Raw genomic sequence first — 15,871 nt, 5'->3', positions numbered from 1 at the left:
GACAGGAAATCGATGACCGACAGCTACGACTACGTCGTCGTCGGAGGCGGGACGGCCGGCTGCGTGATCGCGGCACGGCTGTCCGAGCCCGAAGGCTCACGCGTCCTGCTGCTGGAAGCGGGCACGGCGCAGACCTCGGCCGACATGACCTCGCCCCCGGCCTGGCCGGCCCTGCTGCAGACGTCGGCGAACTGGGGGGACACCACCGTCCGGCAGCGGGCGAGCGGCACCACCGTCCTCCTCGCCCGCGGGCGCACGCTCGGCGGCGGATCCGCCGTCAACGCGATGAACTTCCTCCGCGGCCACCGCTCCAGCTACGACGCCTGGGCGGAAGCCGGCCTGGAGGGCTGGGGGTTCGACGGGCTGCTGCCCTACTTCAAGCGCAGCGAGAACCTCTCAGGACGGGATCCGGCCCTGCGCGGGGTCGGCGGCCCCCTGACCGTCGGACTCCCCGAGCCCCCGAACCCGGTCGTGGCGGCCATGCTCGACGCGGCGGCCGAGACCGGTCACCGGCGCGCGACCGACATCGGCGGCGGAGCGGAGGAGGGATTCGGCTGGTCCGACCTGAACATCGTCGACGGCAGGCGGCAGAGCGCCGCCGACGCCTACCTGGCCCCCGTCCTGCACCGTCCGAACCTGACCGTGGTGACCGGTACCCAGGTGCTCCGGCTGCACATCAGCGGCGGGCGGTGCAGCGGGGTGGAGTACGGCGCCAGGGACGGCACCGTATCGCTCGTCCGGTGCTCGGGCGAGGTGGTCCTCACCGCAGGCGCCATCGGATCGGCGCACCTGCTGATGCTCTCCGGAGTCGGCCCCGAGGGGCACCTGCGCCGCACCGGCATCGACGTCGTGGTGGACCTCCCGGGCGTCGGGGAGAACCTGCACGACCACCCGATCGCCAACCTCATCTACCGGGCGGCCCGTCCGGTCCCGGAGGGCGCCAACAACCACGGCGAGGCGTACGGCCTGGTGCGCAGCGGGCCCGGCCTCGACGGCCCGGACCTCCAGGTGCTCTTCGTCGACGCGGCGGGCCACATACCCGTCCCCGACGCGCCCGCGGCGGGGCAGGGTTACACCATCTCCGTCTCCTCGATTCGGCCCCGCAGCCGCGGGAACGTCCGCCTCGCGAGCGCCGACCCGGACGTCCTGCCGCTCGTGGACCCCGACTACTACGGCGACGAGCGGGACCTGGCCGCCGTGGTCCGGGGGCTTCGCCTGGCGCGGGAGATCGGTCAGGCGGACGCGCTCGCGGAGTGGCGCGGGCACGAAGTCCGGCCGGGACCCCAGGTCACGGACGACGCCGGCCTGCGGGACTACGCGCTCAGGACCCTGTGTTCGTACATGCACCCCGTCGGCACCTGCCGGATGGGCGACGACGACGGCTCCGTCGTCGACCCCGCCCTGCGCGTGCACGGTGTCGACGGCCTGCGGGTCGCCGACGCCTCCGTCATCCCCTCGATCCCCTCCGCGAACACCAACGCCACCGTCTACGCCATCGCGGAACGCGCCGCCGAGTTGCTGCGGTCCTGAACGGTGGTCCGGAAAGGTCCTGACGGCGCCGCAGGCGGATGTGCCATGGCGGCACCGAACTCGGCCCCCACCGCGGCGCGGTGGGGGCCGGACCGCCGCTCAGGCGGAGTAGAGGCTCTCGATGTTGTCGTGGAGCTGGTTGGCCAGCGGCGGAGCGGTGTAGGTGTCGGTCATGACCTCGATGTAGCAGCCGGTGCCGGCCTTCGCCGCCGCGGCCATGGCCTGGTCGAGCTCGGCGAGGGTCGAGACGCGGGCGGTGAACCAGTCCTCGCAGCCCAGGGCCTTCGGCAGTTCGGAGTAGCGCCAGTTGGCGAGGTCGTTGTAGGCGATGTCCGGGTGCTTGCACAGCAGACGCTCGATCAGGTAGCCGTGGTTGTTCAGCACGAACACCACCGGGCGCAGCCCGTACCGCCCGAACTGGCTGATCTCCTGCGCCGTGAGCTGGTGCGAGCCCTCGCCGGTGATGAGGACGACGCGCCGGTCGTCCTGGGCGGCGACGGCCGCGCCGACGGCGGCGGGGGTGGCCCAGCCGATCGAGCCCCACAGGGTCTGGTTGTGGAAGGTGGCACCGCTGGGCAGCTGGGCGAACGCCAGGCCCATCGAGACCGTTCCGGTCTCGGCGACCAGGATGTCGTCCGGCTTGAGGAAGTTCTCCCAGCGGGGGTAGAGGTTCTCGGCGGTGATGGAGTCGCCGCCGCCGCCTCCTGCCGGGGCCATGCGGGTCACCCGGGCCTCGATGTGCGGCCACTGCTTGCGGGGCAGCTTCTCGGTGAGCGCGACGAGCAGGTCCCTCATCTCCACGCTCTGGTAGGTCATGCCGTCGACGCTCACGTGGTGGTGGCGGATGTCGATCGTGCGACCGGGGTCGAGGTTGGCGGTGAACGCGCCGCTGTTGAAGTCGTGCATCAGCGCACCGACCAGGACGACGACGTCGCTGCCCTCGACGAAGCGGCGGACGCCCTCGTTCATGAGCTTGCCGTCGTACATGCCGCAGTAGCCGGGCTGTTCCTCGTTGAGGACGCCCTTGTCGGCCATCATCGTGGCGAAGGGCATCCCGGTGGCGTCCAGGAACCGCTGCAGTTCCGGTCCGAGGCCGGAACGGGCGGCGAGCACCCCGGGCAGGGCACAGGCGCTCCCGGCCCGGCCGAGCATGTCGGCGACGGCCCGCACGGCGGCGTCCAGCTGCGCGGGGTCGCTGGCCGGTGCGGGGATCGGCTGGGCCGATCCGACCACGGGCATCTCCGCGAGGTCGGCGGGGAACGCCATGTAGACCGGGCGGCGGTGGTAGGCCGCCGCCGCGATGAGGCGCTCGGTCTCGGACGCGACGTTCTGCGGCGTCATGATCGCGCTCGCGCACACCACGGCATCGGACATCTTCAGGAAGAGGTCGAACTCACCGTTGCCCAAGGTGTGGTGGACGACCGAGTGGTGCGCCTGCACGGGCATCTTGGGCATGCCGACCAGGTGGAACACCGGCAGGTGGTCGGTGTACGCACCGGCGATGGCGTTGATCGCGCTGAGTTCGCCGACCCCGTAGGTGGTGCTCACCGCGCCCACACCGTGCACGCGGGCATAGCCGTCGGCGCTGTAGCCCGCGTTGAGCTCGTTGCAGCTGCCGATCCACTGGATGTCCGGGTGCTGGGAGATGGCGTCGTTGACGGGGAAGGCGTAGTCGCCCGGGACGCCGAAGACATGACGCACGCCGATGTCCCGCAGCCGGTTCAGGACATGCTGGATGACGGTGGTGGACATGGGGAGGTTCCTTTCCTGGTGACGGCACCACCGCCCCAGGGCGCCGGTCTCCGGTGGAGTCGGTGCCGGCCTCGCCGGGCGGCGCGGAGTGCGGCGGGCACCACGGGGAATGGCCACCGCCGGTGCCACAGGTGAAGCAAGCCGGGCTTTTCGCCCCCGCAACATGCTGTCCGCATCCCCCACAGCCCGCAACCGGAGCCATCCGGCCCACGAGCTGCGCGAACGCAGCGCAGGGGCCCGGCCGAACACGCGGTCCGACCTGCGGATCGGCCGATACCCTCGACCCCGTGGCCGGATGGGGACCGGCCCACCTCCTCGGAGGCTCCGAGGGCCTGATCGACTCCGCCACGACGGTGGGCACGCTGATGCCGGTCGTGGCGACCGTGGAGAAGACCCGCCAGCGGCGGCAACACCGCCGGACGAGGTAGCGCCCCACCCCTGCCCCGTGCAGCGCGCAGCCGCCCGAACCCGACGCCGCTCGAGGAGCCGCCGTGCACGAGTTCGCAGCAGTTCTCGCGGGTGCGCCCATGTCACCCCGCGGCGAGTCCGTCATCATGCTGCTCATGGGCCTGGGTATGACCGTGTTCGGCCTGCTCGGAATCAGGCACACCCGCTTCTGGGTGGCGTACGACGAGCAAGCACAGCAGGACGCCCATGACGCCTACGGATGGGTGCCCGCACCGACCTCGGCCACACGCAAGGCCTCGCGCATCAAGACGAAGATCGTCGGCTCGGTCTTCGCGATCGCCGGCCCGACACTCGCGATCACCGGGACCCTTCGCCTCGTCGAGCAGTAGGCGGATCCGGATCCGGCTCCGCCGGACGCACGCGCCGACCGTATGATCCGCGCATGATCGACCAGACGGCCTTCAGGAGATGGGGCAGGGCAATCGACTGGGCGGGACTGATCCCGTCAGGGCTCCTGCTCTTCACCGGCGTACGGGATTACCGCGACGGCGGGTCCATCGGATGGCCCGTCGCCGGGGCGTTGCTGGTCCTGGCGAGCTGCTGGACGGTCTACCGCGGGATGTCCCGCCGACGCGGCGAGGCCGGCAGGCCGACGCCCTGATCGGCGGTCGCGGGTTCCCGCCGGGTGCCGATCAAGTCGAGGAGGACCGTCGCGCCGTGGTCGGGGCTCCCCTCCTCGGCGAGGAGGCGACCAGACGGTGGCCGGGGGCGCCGTCCGGTTGCATCGGCTGGCAGCCGAGGGTGAGGTCACCGGCCTCGACGCCATCCCGGCCCTGTCGGCGCCCGCCACTGACCGGACCGCTCCGGCACCGGCCGACCCGGGGGCACCTGCTTGCTTCGGCAAGTAGCCCCCGTATACTTGTGCCGACAAGCAATTCCGGGTCCAGGGCAGCACGCCGGACCGGGGAGGCGCACCGCGACGACGGTCCGCCCACCGCGGCCACGCACGTGGCACAAGCACACAGGTGATCTCGATACCCATGCGCATCCTCATGTTCCACACCCCCCTGACCGGCCACTTCCTGCCCCTGTTGCCGCTCGCCCGGGCGTTGCGCACGCAGGGGCACACCGTTGCCTTCGTCTCCGCCGCCGCCATGGCGGGCCCGGTCGGGGCGCAGGGTTTTGAGCTGATGCCCGCCGGTCCGACCGTCGACGTGGCGATCGCCGAAGTGTCCCGCCGCAGCGGCGTCGACCTGGCGTCGAATCCTTCGCCGGCGCTGGTCGCCGAGTTCTTCGCCGGGGCACGCGTCGACCTCTCCGTGGACGAGGCCCTCGCGGGGGCGCGCACGTGGGAGCCGGACCTGGTCGTGTCGGAGCACTGCGACTTCGTGGGGCCGCTGGTCGCCGCCGTGCTCAAGGTGCCGTCCGCGGTGATGGGCATAGACCCGGCGCTGGAGCCCGAGGTTCTGGACGCCCTGGCCGCGACGGCGCGGTCCCGTTACCTCGACCGCGGTCTGCAGGCGCCGGCCCACGCGCCGTCCGGCCGCTGGCTGCTGGACCTCTGCCCGCCCGGCCTGCAGCGCGGCGGCGCGCTGCCGCCCCTCGAACGGGTGGCGCTGCGGCCGGAGCCCCACCAGGGCCCCGAGGGCACGCCGCGCGCGGCCAGGGTCCCCGGTACCGGCAGGCCCCGGGTGCTCGTCAGTCTCAGCACCGTCTCCGGCAGGGCCTCCTCGCTCGGTCCGCTGCTCCGGTCGCTGAGCGCCCTGGACGTCGACCTGGTCGCCACGACGGGAGGCGCCCCGGTCGACGACCTCGGGCTGGAGCCTGGCAGGGTCGAGCTGGTGTCCTTCGTGCCGGCCGCGGAGTTGCTGGACGGCGTGTCGGTCGTCGTGCACCACGGCGGTTCCGGCAACACGTTCGGGGCGGCGGCGCGCGGGATCCCGGCCGTCGTCGTCCCGGGTGCGGCGGGCCAGCAGCGTCAGGCGTTCCGGCTGCAGGCCGCGGGAGCGGGCGTGGCCATGCCGATCGGCGAGCAGGGGCCCGAAGCGGTCACCGCCGCGGTCAGCCGTGTGCTCGCCGAGCCCGCGTTCACCGCGGGGGCGGAGCGCCTGCGGGACGAGATCGCCGCGATGCCCTCGGCCTCGGAGGTCGCCGAGCGCCTCGCCGCCGCCGCGGTGGCATGAGGCGTAGCGCGTGAGGGCCCGTCGGCCGGCTGACGGGCCCTCACACCGTCCGGACCCGCCGCCACCGCGCGACCGTCCCCGGTCACTTGCGGAACAGCAGCACGATCACGCCGAGCACGACGCCGAGGACCACCGCGGAGACGCCGTGGCCCACCCGGTGCGCGCGCACGCCCGGAAGGTGACGGTCGAGCGCGAAGCGGCCGGGCCCGACGACGGCCAGCGTGGTGGCCAGCGCGGCGATGAGCAGCTCGTACTCCACCCCCGTCGGGGCGAAGAACCCGCCGCCCCACTTCACGCCGACGGCGTTGACCATGACACCCACCACCGCCGCCCCGGCGAGCGGGGTCAGCAGCCCGAGGGCGAGGCCCACGCCCCCGAGCACCTCGCTGAGCCCCGCCAGCACGGCCATCGCCTTCCCCGCCGGATAGCCGCCGGAGGTGAAGACGCGTCCTGCGCCGTCGAGACCCACCCCGGAGAACCAGCCGAACAGCTTCTGGGCTCCGTGGCTCGCCATCGTCAGCCCGAGCACCAGCCGCAGGAGCAGCAGCCCGGCGTCATGGACGTACCGCGGGACGCCGAACTCGGCGGTGGCGTGGGAGCCGGAGCGGGACAGTGTGCTGAGGGGGGAAGCGGACATGTCTGAGGCCCTTCGTGGGGATGCCGTGTGCGGCCTGCGAGCCGGACGTCGCGACGGGCGGCCCACCGCACGGCCGATCACGGCAGCAGCGTGACGCCCTGCGGTGCCGTCCGGGGCGCGGCACGCCGGACGTTAGGTCCATGGGGGTCGCATGCCGTGCCACCGATGGCCCCACCCCGCCCCTCCCCTGGCAGGATCTCCGGGTGACCTCCTTGTTCCTGATGGTCGGCCTGCCCGGGGCCGGGAAGACCACCGTGGCCCGGCGGCTCGCCGAGGAGCACGGCGCGCTGCGCCTGACGCCGGACGAGTGGATGATCCCGCTGTTCGGCGATTCCGAGGCGGACGGGAAGCGCGACGTGCTGGAAGGGCTGCTGCGGCTCGCGCTGGAGGCGCTGGCGGTCGGGACCGATGTGGTCCTGGACTTCGGGTGCTGGTCGCGTGACGAGAGGTCGGCGATCCGCCGCCTGGCGGAAGCCGCGGGCGGGTCCTGCCGCCTGGTGTACGTACCGGTGGACCACGAGACCCAACGGGCCCGCGTCGCCCGGCGCCAGGCCACGACACCCGGAACGGACCTTCCCGATGAGCGAGGCGGACCTCCTGCGTTGGCGGGCGCTGTTCGAGGAGCCCGACGCCGCCGAACTCGCAGGCGAGGACGTGGGCGACCCTCCCGCCGGGTGGCCGGGATGGCGCGAGTAGGCCGCCGGCCGGTGGCCCTCGTTCGGGTGACGGTCGTCGCGGGGGCCTCGCGGGCTCAGGCCCGGGGGCGGGACGCCTCCGACACGTCCGGAGCCACGCCGTCGAGGAAGGGCCGACTCGACAGGGGGGACGGGCGGCCGCCGTCAGGTCAGGGCGGGCATGAAGCCGCCGCGCGCCACGCCGGCGGACAGCAGCACCGGCCAGTCCAGCGCGTCCGGCAGCTGATCCACCGACAGGACGACTGCCCCACCGGCCTGTTCGACGTCCAGGCACCAGTCGGCCATCCCGCTCGACGCCGCATCACCGTCAGCCCCGCCCAACACCGGCGCGGCCAGGGCGGGTACGACGCATCCGTGGTCGCCGGGCCCGTCCACGACGCACAGGGTGAGCCGGGGGACGACGCTCCAGCCCTCGCACAGGGGCACCGCCCCGTCGGGCACGACCAGGGGCGGCAGAGCGTCGTGGACGGGTGCGTCGGCCAGCAGGAGCACAGGCGTGGCACCGCGGACGAAGAGCGTCTTCTCGGGATCCATCAGCACGCGACCACTCTCGCAGCCCGTCCGCCCGGGCTGCGGGCGGGGGCCGGCACATCGCCGGCGGGCGCCCTCACGAGCTCATGAAATCTTTGACTACGCAAGGATTTGCTGCATAGACTCCACCCTGACTTCGGCAACGCTAGTCAGGCATTGCCGTTGCGCACCGTACGCAAGAGGAGTTGACGTTGGCTTTCCCGTTCGACCCGGAACTGACCCAGAGGATGTCCCGGCTCGCCCAGGCGGAGGGACACGCGGAAGTCGCGCGGATGCGGGCGGAAGCGGCCCTGATGGAAGCCGATCCCTACACCCCGCCGGTCCCGGTCGACTTCCGCGAGGTCAACCTTCCGGGTCCGCAGGGCGCCCCGGACGTCCGGGTGCACGTCCACAGGCCCGCGGGCCGTGAAGGGAGGCTGCCCGGCCTGCTGTACGTGCACGGCGGCGGCTTCGTGATCGGCCTCGTGGACTTCTTCCACAACGAGACCACCCGCATCGCCGCCGAGGTGGGCGCGGTGGTGGTGTCGGTGGACTACCGCCTCGCACCGGAACACCCCTACCCGGCCGCCCTGGAGGACTGTTACGCAGCCCTGCGCTGGCTGGCCGGGCACGCCGACGAACTGGGGGTCGACCCCGACCGCATCGGGGTCGCCGGTGAGAGCGCCGGCGGGAACCTCGCGGCCGCGGTCGCCCTGTACGCACGCGACCACGGCGGCCCCGCCCTGAGCATGCAGTACCTCGGCGCCCCCATCCTGGACGACCGCCTCGCCACCGCCTCCATGCAGGCCTTCACCGACACCCCCGGGTTCAACCGCCGCAACGCCCAACGGAGCTGGGACCACTACCTCGGCGGCAAGGGGCTGCGCGGCGGCGACGGCGTCAGCCCGTACGCCGCCCCGGCCAGGGCGGAGGACCTGGCCGGACTGCCGCCCACGTACATCGCGGCCACCGAGTTCGACCCGCTGCGCGACGAGGACCTGGCCTACGCGCAGCGGCTGATCATCGCGGGCGTCCCCACCGAGATGCACCACTTCCCGGGCGCCTTCCACGGCGCGGCCCAACTGGCCCCGCAGACCGAGGTGAGCCGCCGCATGATCGCCGAGCAGCTCGACGCCCTCCGCCGCGGTCTGCGAACCGGCGAGGCCGACGGCACGACCTGACCACCTCCGGACCACCGCCATCCCACCACCGGACCACCGCCGGCCCCCTGCTCCAGCCGGGTGACACCCGGCGCATGGCGATGTCCGCGGTGGGCGAGCCGGGTGACATGGGGCGCGGGGCGGACGGGCGGACGGTTAGCCTGAGCTGGCCGGAAGCCCGGTCGACCTCGGGAGCAGCACGTGGCAAGGCTGGGAGCGCGGAGCTGGGCGGGAACGGAGAGCCGCCTGCTGCCGGCCGTCCTGCTGCTCGTCGCCGTGGTGATCGACCTCGCCACTCCACGCACCGTCAGCGCCGCGGCCCTCTACGCGGCCGCGGTCCTGGTGGCGGCCGCTCTGCTGTCGCTGCGCGGGACGGTTCTCATCGGATTGACCGCCCTCGTCCTCGACGCGGCCATGTTCTGGGTCTTCGGCTACCGCCGGAGTGCGATCGCGTTCAGCGAGCTGTTCATGGTCGCGACGGTGGCCGGGATCGCCGTCCTCCTGAACCGGCTCCTGTACCACCGCGCTGAGCAGCTCCAGTCCGTACGCGACATCGCCGCCGCCGTCCAGCGCGCCGTCCTGCCGAGACCACCGGAGCGGATCGGCCCGCTGCGCTTCGCCGCCCGCTACGAGGCCGCCCAGACGGACGCGCAGATCGGCGGGGACCTCTACGCCGTGGTCGACACCCCCTTCGGCGTCCGCTGCGTCATCGGCGACGTACGCGGCAAGGGAATGGAAGCGGTCAGGGCGGTCGCCGTCGGCATCGGGACCTTCCGCGAGGCGGCCCTGCAGGAGCCCAGCCTGACCGCCCTCGTGCAACGGCTCGAGCGGGCCGTCACTCTCGAGTCCCGGCAGTCGGGGACCCTGACCGAGCTCGAGGGGTTCATCACCGGCGTGCTGGCGGAGTTCCCCCGGCGCGGGAACGAGGTCCGGCTGGTCAACCGCGGCCACCCGGCGCCACTGCTCTTCCTGGGCAACACCGTGCGGTACGTCGAGCCCACCCGGCCGGGCCTGCCCCTGGGCCTCGCCTCCCTCGACGACGGCCCCTTCGCCGTCGACAGCGTCGACACGGTGACGTTCCCCGAAGGGGCCAGTCTGCTGCTCTACACCGACGGGCTCACCGAAGCCCGCGACGCGTCGGGCACCTTCTACGACCCCGTCGCCCGATGCCCGGGCCGCCGCCACTCCGACCCCGACGCCCTCGTGGACGCCCTGCTCGCCGACCACCACCGCCACACCGGCGGCCGCAGGACCGACGACACGGCGCTGCTGGCCATCACACACGCCCCGGCGGACGGGCCTTCCACGGCCGACCGGATCCAGGGCGGCCGAGCCGCCCGCAACACCGGCACACCCACGACATGAACCGACACGGGACGCGGACGGCAGTCCCGGAACCCGGGCTTGATAGGCAAGCATCCACTTGCCTATCGTTGCGGTCATGGAAGAGGATGTCTTCAAGGCGCTGGCCGATCCCACCCGCCGACGCATCCTTGACGAGCTGGTGGAACGGGGCGGCCAGACCCTGTTCGAGATCTGCGGGCGGCTGGCGATGAAGCACGGCCTGGGGCTGTCCCGCCAGGCGGTCAGCCAGCACCTGGCCGTGCTCGAATCGGCGGGCCTGGTGCTCACGCGGCGCCAGGGCCGTTACAAATACCACGACCTGAACACCGAACCCCTGGAGCACATCGTGACCCGGTGGCTCAGGCCCGACGCATCGGAGAGCACCCCATGAGGATCCACCTGTCCAGCGTCTTCGTCGACGACCAGGAGAAGGCCCTGCGCTTCTACACCGACGTGCTGGGCTTCGTGAAGAAGCACGACGTCCCGATCGGTACGGACCGGTGGCTGACCGTGGTCTCGCCGGAGGACCCCGACGGGACGCAACTGCTGCTCGAGCCCTCCGGCCATCCCGCGGTGAAGCCGTACAAGACGGCGCTGGCCGAGGACGGCATCCCGGCGACCTCCTTCGCCGTGGACGACGTGCACGCGGAGTTCACCAGGCTGCACGGGCTCGGGGTGCACTTCACGCAGGAACCGGTGCAGATGGGCCCCGTCACGACCGCCGTCCTGGACGACACCTGCGGCAACCTGATCCAGATCGTGCACAGCGCGGACGCCGGCAGCTGAGGCGCGAGCTCAGGCGGGGGCAGTGGCCACGCCCCGCGCGTCCTTGACTTCGAGAGCACTCCAATTCGTAGCGTTCCGGACATGAGCACTACGGCACAGCACAAGATCGGTTCCGGTTTCGGCGCGCGGAGCACCGCCGAGGACGTCCTCGGCGGCATCGACCTCACCGGAAAGCTCGCGATCGTCACCGGCGGCTACTCGGGCCTCGGCCTGGAGACGACGCGGGCGCTGACCAAGGCGGGCGCCCACGTCGTCGTCCCCGCCCGCCGTCCCGCCTCCGCGCAGGAGGCGCTGACCGGCGTCGAACGCGTCGAGGTGGACCAGCTCGACCTGGGAGACCTCGGCAGCGTCCGGGCCTTCGCCGAGCGGTTCCTCGCCTCCGGCCGCACGGTCGACATCGTCATCGACAACGCCGGGATCATGGCGTGCCCGGAGACCAGGGTGGGACCGGGCTGGGAGGCACAGTTCGCCACGAACCACCTCGGGCACTTCGCCCTCGTCAACCGCCTGTGGCCGGCGATCGAGCCGGGCGGCGCCCGCGTCGTCTCGGTCTCCTCCCGCGGCCACCACCTGTCCGGCATCCGCTGGGACGACGTCCAGTGGCAGCGGGGCTACGACAAGTGGCTGGCCTACGGCCAGGCCAAGACCGCGAACGTCCTGTTCGCCGTCCACCTCGACATGCTCGGCCGTGACGCAGGCGTACGGGCCTTCTCCCTCCACCCCGGCAGCATCCTCACGCCGCTGCAACGGCACCTGCCCAAGGAGGAGATGATCGAGCGCGGCTGGATCGACGAGCACGGCAACCTGGCGGCTCCCGACAGCTTCAAGACCCCGCAGCAAGGCGCGGCCACCCAGGTGTGGGCCGCGACCTCACCACAACTGGACGGTCTGGGCGGCGTCTACCTGGAGGACTGCGACATCGCCGAACCCTCCGGCGACGATTCGGCCGGGGTCAAGGACTGGGCGGTCGACCCGGAGCAGGCGGCCCGCCTGTGGGCCCTGTCGGCGGATCTGACGGGCGTGAACGCCTTCGCCGCCTAGGATCCGGCTGATCCGGAAGCCCAAGGACCGGCCGGGCGGCGAACGGCAGCGGTGGACCTTCGATCCCTTCGTGGTCGCGGGTCCACCACGCTTCGGAACGACCGCCGCCGAGGCGCCCGCGGACCAGACGGAGGCAGTCCGGTCGATCATGCGAAAGACTCCGGCATCTGGCCCGACGTGACAAGTCCCAGCGCCTCACGCGCCCTGATCGCCTGGTCATGGCCCGGCCGGCGCAGGGCAGCCTCACAGCGGCCGTAGTACGTTTCCACGTCCTGCGCGCCGCCGGCCTTCGCACAGTGCGGGCGGGCCGCGTCGATCCCCCTCTGGAGGGCCGCGACGTGGCGCTCCGCGCCGGCGGGCCATCCATGGCCGCGCAGGATACGTGCCTGCGCGTCAAGGGCGACCGTGACGCTCTGCGCCCACTCCTCCGATGCGCCGCGTCCTGTACGACCGCGGCCGGACGTGCCAGCATGACCCGGTCGATCGGGAACCACACACGGGGGTTGATGTGTTCCATCGCGTTCGGCGGCGTGCGCTGCTGGGCTGCGTCGCGTCCGTCCTCATGCTCAGCGGCTGCACGGAGGGCTCCGGAGTTCCCCGACAGCAGGAGGTCACGCCGGCTACGGCCTCCCCTTCCGCCGCCGCCTACTGGGACGATCCGGCGGAGCAACTGGCGGACGCCGAGCTGTGGGTGTCGACGGGGCGGCACAGCGGTGGACTGGAGTTGGCGCTGCCGGCGAAGCCCGAGGGCGGGACGGTCTACGTGGCCACGGAGTGCCAGGGCACGGGCACGCTCACGGTCGACGCCGGCCGCTACGGCACGTCCACGGAGCACTGTTCGGACCGGCCGGACGGCAGCCTCAACGGTGCCGCGATGCTCTCCTCCGAGGCCGCGTCCCGCCTCAAGGTGACCGCGGGGCCCGGGGTCACCTGGGCGGTCGCGGTCGGCTGGGACGAGCGCGCTCAGGGGCCGTCGGAGTAGCGGCGCCGCCGTCGACGGCCCGCAAGGTGCTGCCCCTCAGCAGCGCTGTTCGATTCATCTTCGAGTCGCTTTCCGGGCCGGCGTCCGGGGCGGTGAGGGAAGCCGTCCTCACCGCCCGGCCGTACGCACCGCGCGAGCCTCCTGCGCGGTGCGTACGCAGGACCCCGCCGCAGTTGCACTGCCCGGCGGGGCCCATGATGTGCGTCGGCGGTGAAGATGACGCCGGTGCTTACCAGCCACTGAAGCCGACCTCAAGTGCGGGACCAGGATGACGCGGCGTCACAAGGGAGCGCGGTCAGCCTCCTTGGCCCTCCCGCCGGCAGTCGTGCTCCGCCGCCAGCCGTCAGCGTGCGCTCGTGGTGTCGATGTCGACGATGTGGTTGTACCGCTCCATCAGCACGAAGAGCTTGGTCTTCTGCGCCGTCTCCCCGCTGCCGAAGGTCAGGGTGACGATGACCTCATGGCCGTTTCCCACGGTGCCGTTGTCGGTCACCCTCCACCGCGCCGGGACGTTTTGGGCGTGCAGGACACCGTCCGCCCCGTTCTTCTCCTCCCAGGCCGCCAGCCGCAGGGCGAAGTCGGGCGTCAGGTAGTGCTTGCGGAGGGCCGTGGCCAGCGTGCCGTCCGGGTCCGTGTAGTCGCCCTTCGCGTCGATGTACGCGCCGTAGAAGTCGGCGACCCGGGTCACCGCTTGACCGGGCGTGCCGCTGACCGACTGCGGTGCGGCGGTGATCGCCTTCGCGGGGGCATGGACGGACGCCTGTGCCGATTCGGACGGCGTGCCGCTGACGCCGTGCGGGGTCCCGGCGGAGGCCTGGATGGTGGCGCCGAGGCCGAGAGCAACGGCGAGGACGCCGGCGGTGAGGGCGGTGCGAGCCCTGCTGTTCATGTCGGTTCTCCCTTTCGAGTGATCGAGTGGTCGGGCTGTGCTGTGGTCGTCGGTGCCGGCCGCGTACGGCCGGTTCCTGCCGCGATGGGGGCCGCGCGGGACCACGCTGATCTGGCGGGCGTTCGTGTCGAGGTCGGTGCCGAAGTCGCGGTACCGGCTGGCCGCGTGGCCGGGCAGCGTCCGCAGACAGGTGTCCCGGTCCGTCTCCTCCGGTACGCCGGCGGTGGCCTTGCCGCCCGTTCAGGACGAGGTGCGGTGCGGCGGCAGGTCGGCGGCTGCTGCCGCGAGGAAGCCTGGCGCCTTGGGAGCGGCCGTGGCAGGGCCGGCGAGCGTCACGGCCGGACCCGTGACGGCGACTGCGAGGAGCGGGCCTGCTCGGGTGTTCTTGGGCATGGGTGTCCCCCGTGGATGCGGTGAATGCGGTGAATGCATGAGTGCAGTGCATCGGTGTCGGACGTCGCCCGACACCGGCTGGCCGGTCCGGCCCCGGCCGGTGCGACACGAAGAGCATCGGCGGCCACCGGAGGCCTGCGCAACGACTGCCGCCCTATTGGCGACGGTGGAACCATCCCGGCCCGTCTGACGTGCAGGGATATGAGTGCCTGGGATGCAGGATCGGCGTCCGGACGACGGGAGAGCGGTGTCGATGCGCGACGATGTCGAGGAGTTCGCGGCGCTGGTGCGCCGGCTGAAGGACCGCACGAACCGGAGCTACGCCTCTCTGGCCCGCCGCCTCAACATGAACACCTCGACGTTGCACCGGTACTGCGCGGGCGAGGCGGTGCCGCAGGACTTCGCGCCCCTGGAGCGGCTCGCGGCCTTCTGCGGGGCGGGACCGCAGGAGCGGCTCGAGCTGCACCGTCTGTGGCTGTCGGCGACGGCGGCTCGGCAGGAGGTGCGTACGGCCGGTTCGGCGGAGGCGGCGGCGCCGGCACCGGAGCCGCCGCCGGACGGGGACGGGGTGCTGGTCGAGGAGAGCAGCTCCGCGGAGCAGCCCGGGGACGGCCCCGACCCGGACGAGCCCGCTCCCTCCCCCGCTCCCCGCCCCTGGTACCGCCGCCGACGGGTCCTGGCGTCCATCGCCGTCGCCTGCGCGCTGGTCGCCGCTTTGCGCAGCACGTCCGCCCTGTCGGGCGAGCGCTCCTCCGAGGCGGACGGCTCCCGCACCGCGGGCTCACGGACGACCGCCCCCGGCGCACCCCACCGTTCGGCGACGTCGGCCACCGCATCCCCCTCCCCTTCCCGGAGCTCCGCCCCGCCCGCCACCGGCAGCGGTCCCACCGCGGTCGCGAAGCAGACCACCGGCCTGCCCCTCGCGTGGAGCGCCGACTCCCTGGTCTGGGACAAGGGCTGCGGCCACGACTACGTCATCGCCAAGCCGCCCGCACAGGTACCTGCGCCGCCGGTGGAGCAGGATGCCCGGGCGTGGGCGGCGACGCAGGGCGCGGTGCACGGGCGGCAGACGAGGGTGCAGATCTCGGTGCAAGGGCGGTCGTCCACGGCCGTGGTCCTTGAGGCGCTCCACGTCCGTATCGTCAGCCGCGGCAGCCCGGCCGCCGGGAGTGCGTACGCCATGGGCCAGGGCTGCGGGAGCGACCTCACGCCCCGCCGCTTCACCGTGGACCTCGACGTCGGCCGCCCCATCACCCGCCCGAAGGACGGCGCCGACAGTGAACACGTCATCCCGGCCGCGCACTTCCCGTACCGCGTCTCCGCCGAGGACCCGGAGGTGCTGCTGGTCGACGCGACGACACGGACCCACGACGCCCGCTGGTACCTCGAACTCGACTGGTCCTCCCAGGGCCGCACCGGCACGATCCGCATCGACGACCACGGCCGCCCGTTCCGCACCACCGGCATCACGGCGATGCCGCACTACTGGTACGGCACGAACGACGCAGGACGGCGGGCCTGGGTCCCCTACGACGGCTAGCGCTGTGGCCGCATGGGTTCG

The 15,871-nt window shown here is 72.7% G+C and carries 17 protein-coding genes and 1 pseudogene; 13 read left to right on the top strand and 5 right to left on the bottom strand.

The genetic code is table 11. From position 1 onward, the window contains the following. Positions 1-12 precede the first annotated feature (12 nt). The gene (locus ACFV3E_RS11685; RefSeq protein WP_500534504.1) at positions 13-1,530 is read left to right on the top strand and encodes a GMC family oxidoreductase; all 1,518 of its coding nucleotides are present in this window, start codon (positions 13-15) and stop codon (positions 1,528-1,530) included. 99 nt (positions 1,531-1,629) lie between these two features. Here ACFV3E_RS11685 and ACFV3E_RS11680 read toward each other — a convergent pair whose 3' ends face one another. Then, positions 1,630-3,282, bottom strand: a complete 1,653-nt coding sequence (locus tag ACFV3E_RS11680) for an alpha-keto acid decarboxylase family protein (RefSeq protein ID WP_500534503.1) — start codon at positions 3,280-3,282, stop codon at positions 1,630-1,632. A gap of 287 nt (positions 3,283-3,569) precedes the next feature. Here ACFV3E_RS11680 and ACFV3E_RS11675 point away from each other — a divergent pair, with 287 nt between their 5' ends. The 4 genes from ACFV3E_RS11675 (at position 3,570) to ACFV3E_RS11660 (ending at position 5,873) form a co-directional block, all read left to right on the top strand. After that, a complete protein-coding gene (locus tag ACFV3E_RS11675) occupies positions 3,570-3,710 on the top strand; it encodes a hypothetical protein (RefSeq protein WP_500534502.1) in 141 nt (46 codons plus the stop codon). 63 nt (positions 3,711-3,773) lie between these two features. Then, entirely contained in the window at positions 3,774-4,079 is a 306-nt protein-coding gene (locus ACFV3E_RS11670; protein ID WP_500534501.1) for a hypothetical protein, read from the top strand. Positions 4,080-4,132: 53 nt separating this feature from the next. Continuing rightward, a complete protein-coding gene (locus tag ACFV3E_RS11665; protein ID WP_500534500.1) occupies positions 4,133-4,351 on the top strand; it encodes a hypothetical protein in 219 nt (72 codons plus the stop codon). Between the two features lie 364 nt (positions 4,352-4,715). Further along, positions 4,716-5,873: a glycosyltransferase gene (locus ACFV3E_RS11660; RefSeq protein ID WP_500534499.1), complete on the top strand. Its 1,158-nt coding sequence runs from the start codon at positions 4,716-4,718 to the stop codon at positions 5,871-5,873. An 82-nt stretch (positions 5,874-5,955) separates the two neighbouring features. Here ACFV3E_RS11660 and ACFV3E_RS11655 read toward each other — a convergent pair whose 3' ends face one another. After that, a complete protein-coding gene (locus ACFV3E_RS11655; RefSeq protein WP_500534498.1) occupies positions 5,956-6,510 on the bottom strand; it encodes a DoxX family protein in 555 nt (184 codons plus the stop codon). Between the two features lie 203 nt (positions 6,511-6,713). Here ACFV3E_RS11655 and ACFV3E_RS11650 point away from each other — a divergent pair. Next, positions 6,714-7,206: pseudogene (locus ACFV3E_RS11650) on the top strand (P-loop nucleotide/nucleoside kinase family protein). A gap of 143 nt (positions 7,207-7,349) precedes the next feature. Here the strand turns inward: ACFV3E_RS11650 and ACFV3E_RS11645 are convergent. Beyond that, positions 7,350-7,739 carry a hypothetical protein gene (locus tag ACFV3E_RS11645; RefSeq protein ID WP_500534664.1) on the bottom strand — a complete coding sequence of 130 codons (390 nt, stop codon included), beginning with the start codon at positions 7,737-7,739 and terminating at the stop codon, positions 7,350-7,352. Between the two features lie 188 nt (positions 7,740-7,927). Between ACFV3E_RS11645 and ACFV3E_RS11640 the strand changes: the two genes are divergently transcribed. From ACFV3E_RS11640 to ACFV3E_RS11615, 6 genes are all read left to right on the top strand, one after another. Beyond that, on the top strand, positions 7,928-8,896 hold the full coding sequence (locus ACFV3E_RS11640; protein ID WP_500534497.1) for an alpha/beta hydrolase: 969 nt from the start codon (positions 7,928-7,930) through the stop codon (positions 8,894-8,896). Between the two features lie 180 nt (positions 8,897-9,076). Next, complete coding sequence (locus tag ACFV3E_RS11635; protein ID WP_500534496.1) at positions 9,077-10,240, top strand: PP2C family protein-serine/threonine phosphatase; 1,164 nt, start codon at positions 9,077-9,079, stop codon at positions 10,238-10,240. 76 nt (positions 10,241-10,316) lie between these two features. Beyond that, positions 10,317-10,610 (top strand): ArsR/SmtB family transcription factor, encoded by a 294-nt coding sequence (locus ACFV3E_RS11630; RefSeq protein WP_500534495.1) that lies wholly within the window; start codon positions 10,317-10,319, stop codon positions 10,608-10,610. Next, positions 10,607-11,005 carry a VOC family protein gene (locus ACFV3E_RS11625; RefSeq protein WP_500534494.1) on the top strand — a complete coding sequence of 133 codons (399 nt, stop codon included), beginning with the start codon at positions 10,607-10,609 and terminating at the stop codon, positions 11,003-11,005. Before ACFV3E_RS11630 ends, ACFV3E_RS11625 begins: the two co-directional genes overlap by 4 nt. Positions 11,006-11,086: 81 nt before the next feature. Beyond that, on the top strand, positions 11,087-12,046 hold the full coding sequence (locus ACFV3E_RS11620) for an SDR family NAD(P)-dependent oxidoreductase (protein WP_500534493.1): 960 nt from the start codon (positions 11,087-11,089) through the stop codon (positions 12,044-12,046). Between the two features lie 508 nt (positions 12,047-12,554). After that, positions 12,555-13,028, top strand: a complete 474-nt coding sequence (locus ACFV3E_RS11615; RefSeq protein WP_500534492.1) for a hypothetical protein — start codon at positions 12,555-12,557, stop codon at positions 13,026-13,028. A 343-nt stretch (positions 13,029-13,371) separates the two neighbouring features. Here ACFV3E_RS11615 and ACFV3E_RS11610 read toward each other — a convergent pair whose 3' ends face one another. Together ACFV3E_RS11610 and ACFV3E_RS11605 are read right to left on the bottom strand one after the other, a co-directional pair. Then, positions 13,372-13,917, bottom strand: coding sequence for a hypothetical protein (locus tag ACFV3E_RS11610; RefSeq protein WP_500534491.1), 546 nt, complete (start codon positions 13,915-13,917; stop codon positions 13,372-13,374). Between the two features lie 240 nt (positions 13,918-14,157). Further along, positions 14,158-14,310 carry a hypothetical protein gene (locus tag ACFV3E_RS11605; RefSeq protein WP_500534490.1) on the bottom strand — a complete coding sequence of 51 codons (153 nt, stop codon included), beginning with the start codon at positions 14,308-14,310 and terminating at the stop codon, positions 14,158-14,160. 253 nt (positions 14,311-14,563) lie between these two features. On the opposite strand from ACFV3E_RS11605, the gene ACFV3E_RS11600 reads away from it, so the two are divergent. Next, positions 14,564-15,850 (top strand): helix-turn-helix domain-containing protein, encoded by a 1,287-nt coding sequence (locus ACFV3E_RS11600; RefSeq protein WP_500534489.1) that lies wholly within the window; start codon positions 14,564-14,566, stop codon positions 15,848-15,850. Positions 15,851-15,871: the final 21 nt, after the last annotated feature.

The sequence above is a fragment of the Streptomyces sp. NPDC059718 genome (genome assembly GCF_042733315.1).
Lineage (GTDB): Bacteria > Actinomycetota > Actinomycetes > Streptomycetales > Streptomycetaceae > Actinacidiphila.
The sequence above is the reverse complement of the archived record's forward strand: the minus strand, read 5'-3'. Positions and strand labels throughout refer to the sequence as shown.

What these genes read in the sequence shown, in the direction of transcription:
- ACFV3E_RS11600 (WP_500534489.1), top strand. Translation starts at nt 14,564, where the DNA reads ATGCGCGACGATGTCGAGGAGTTCGCGGCGCTGGTGCGCCGGCTGAAG.
- ACFV3E_RS11680 (WP_500534503.1), bottom strand. Translation starts at nt 3,282, where the DNA reads ATGTCCACCACCGTCATCCAGCATGTCCTGAACCGGCTGCGGGACATC.
- ACFV3E_RS11655 (WP_500534498.1), bottom strand. Translation starts at nt 6,510, where the DNA reads ATGTCCGCTTCCCCCCTCAGCACACTGTCCCGCTCCGGCTCCCACGCC.
- ACFV3E_RS11620 (WP_500534493.1), top strand. Translation starts at nt 11,087, where the DNA reads ATGAGCACTACGGCACAGCACAAGATCGGTTCCGGTTTCGGCGCGCGG.
- ACFV3E_RS11630 (WP_500534495.1), top strand. Translation starts at nt 10,317, where the DNA reads ATGGAAGAGGATGTCTTCAAGGCGCTGGCCGATCCCACCCGCCGACGC.
- ACFV3E_RS11605 (WP_500534490.1), bottom strand. Translation starts at nt 14,310, where the DNA reads ATGCCCAAGAACACCCGAGCAGGCCCGCTCCTCGCAGTCGCCGTCACG.
- ACFV3E_RS11645 (WP_500534664.1), bottom strand. Translation starts at nt 7,739, where the DNA reads ATGGATCCCGAGAAGACGCTCTTCGTCCGCGGTGCCACGCCTGTGCTC.
- ACFV3E_RS11610 (WP_500534491.1), bottom strand. Translation starts at nt 13,917, where the DNA reads ATGAACAGCAGGGCTCGCACCGCCCTCACCGCCGGCGTCCTCGCCGTT.
- ACFV3E_RS11685 (WP_500534504.1), top strand. Translation starts at nt 13, where the DNA reads ATGACCGACAGCTACGACTACGTCGTCGTCGGAGGCGGGACGGCCGGC.
- ACFV3E_RS11625 (WP_500534494.1), top strand. Translation starts at nt 10,607, where the DNA reads ATGAGGATCCACCTGTCCAGCGTCTTCGTCGACGACCAGGAGAAGGCC.
- ACFV3E_RS11665 (WP_500534500.1), top strand. Translation starts at nt 4,133, where the DNA reads ATGATCGACCAGACGGCCTTCAGGAGATGGGGCAGGGCAATCGACTGG.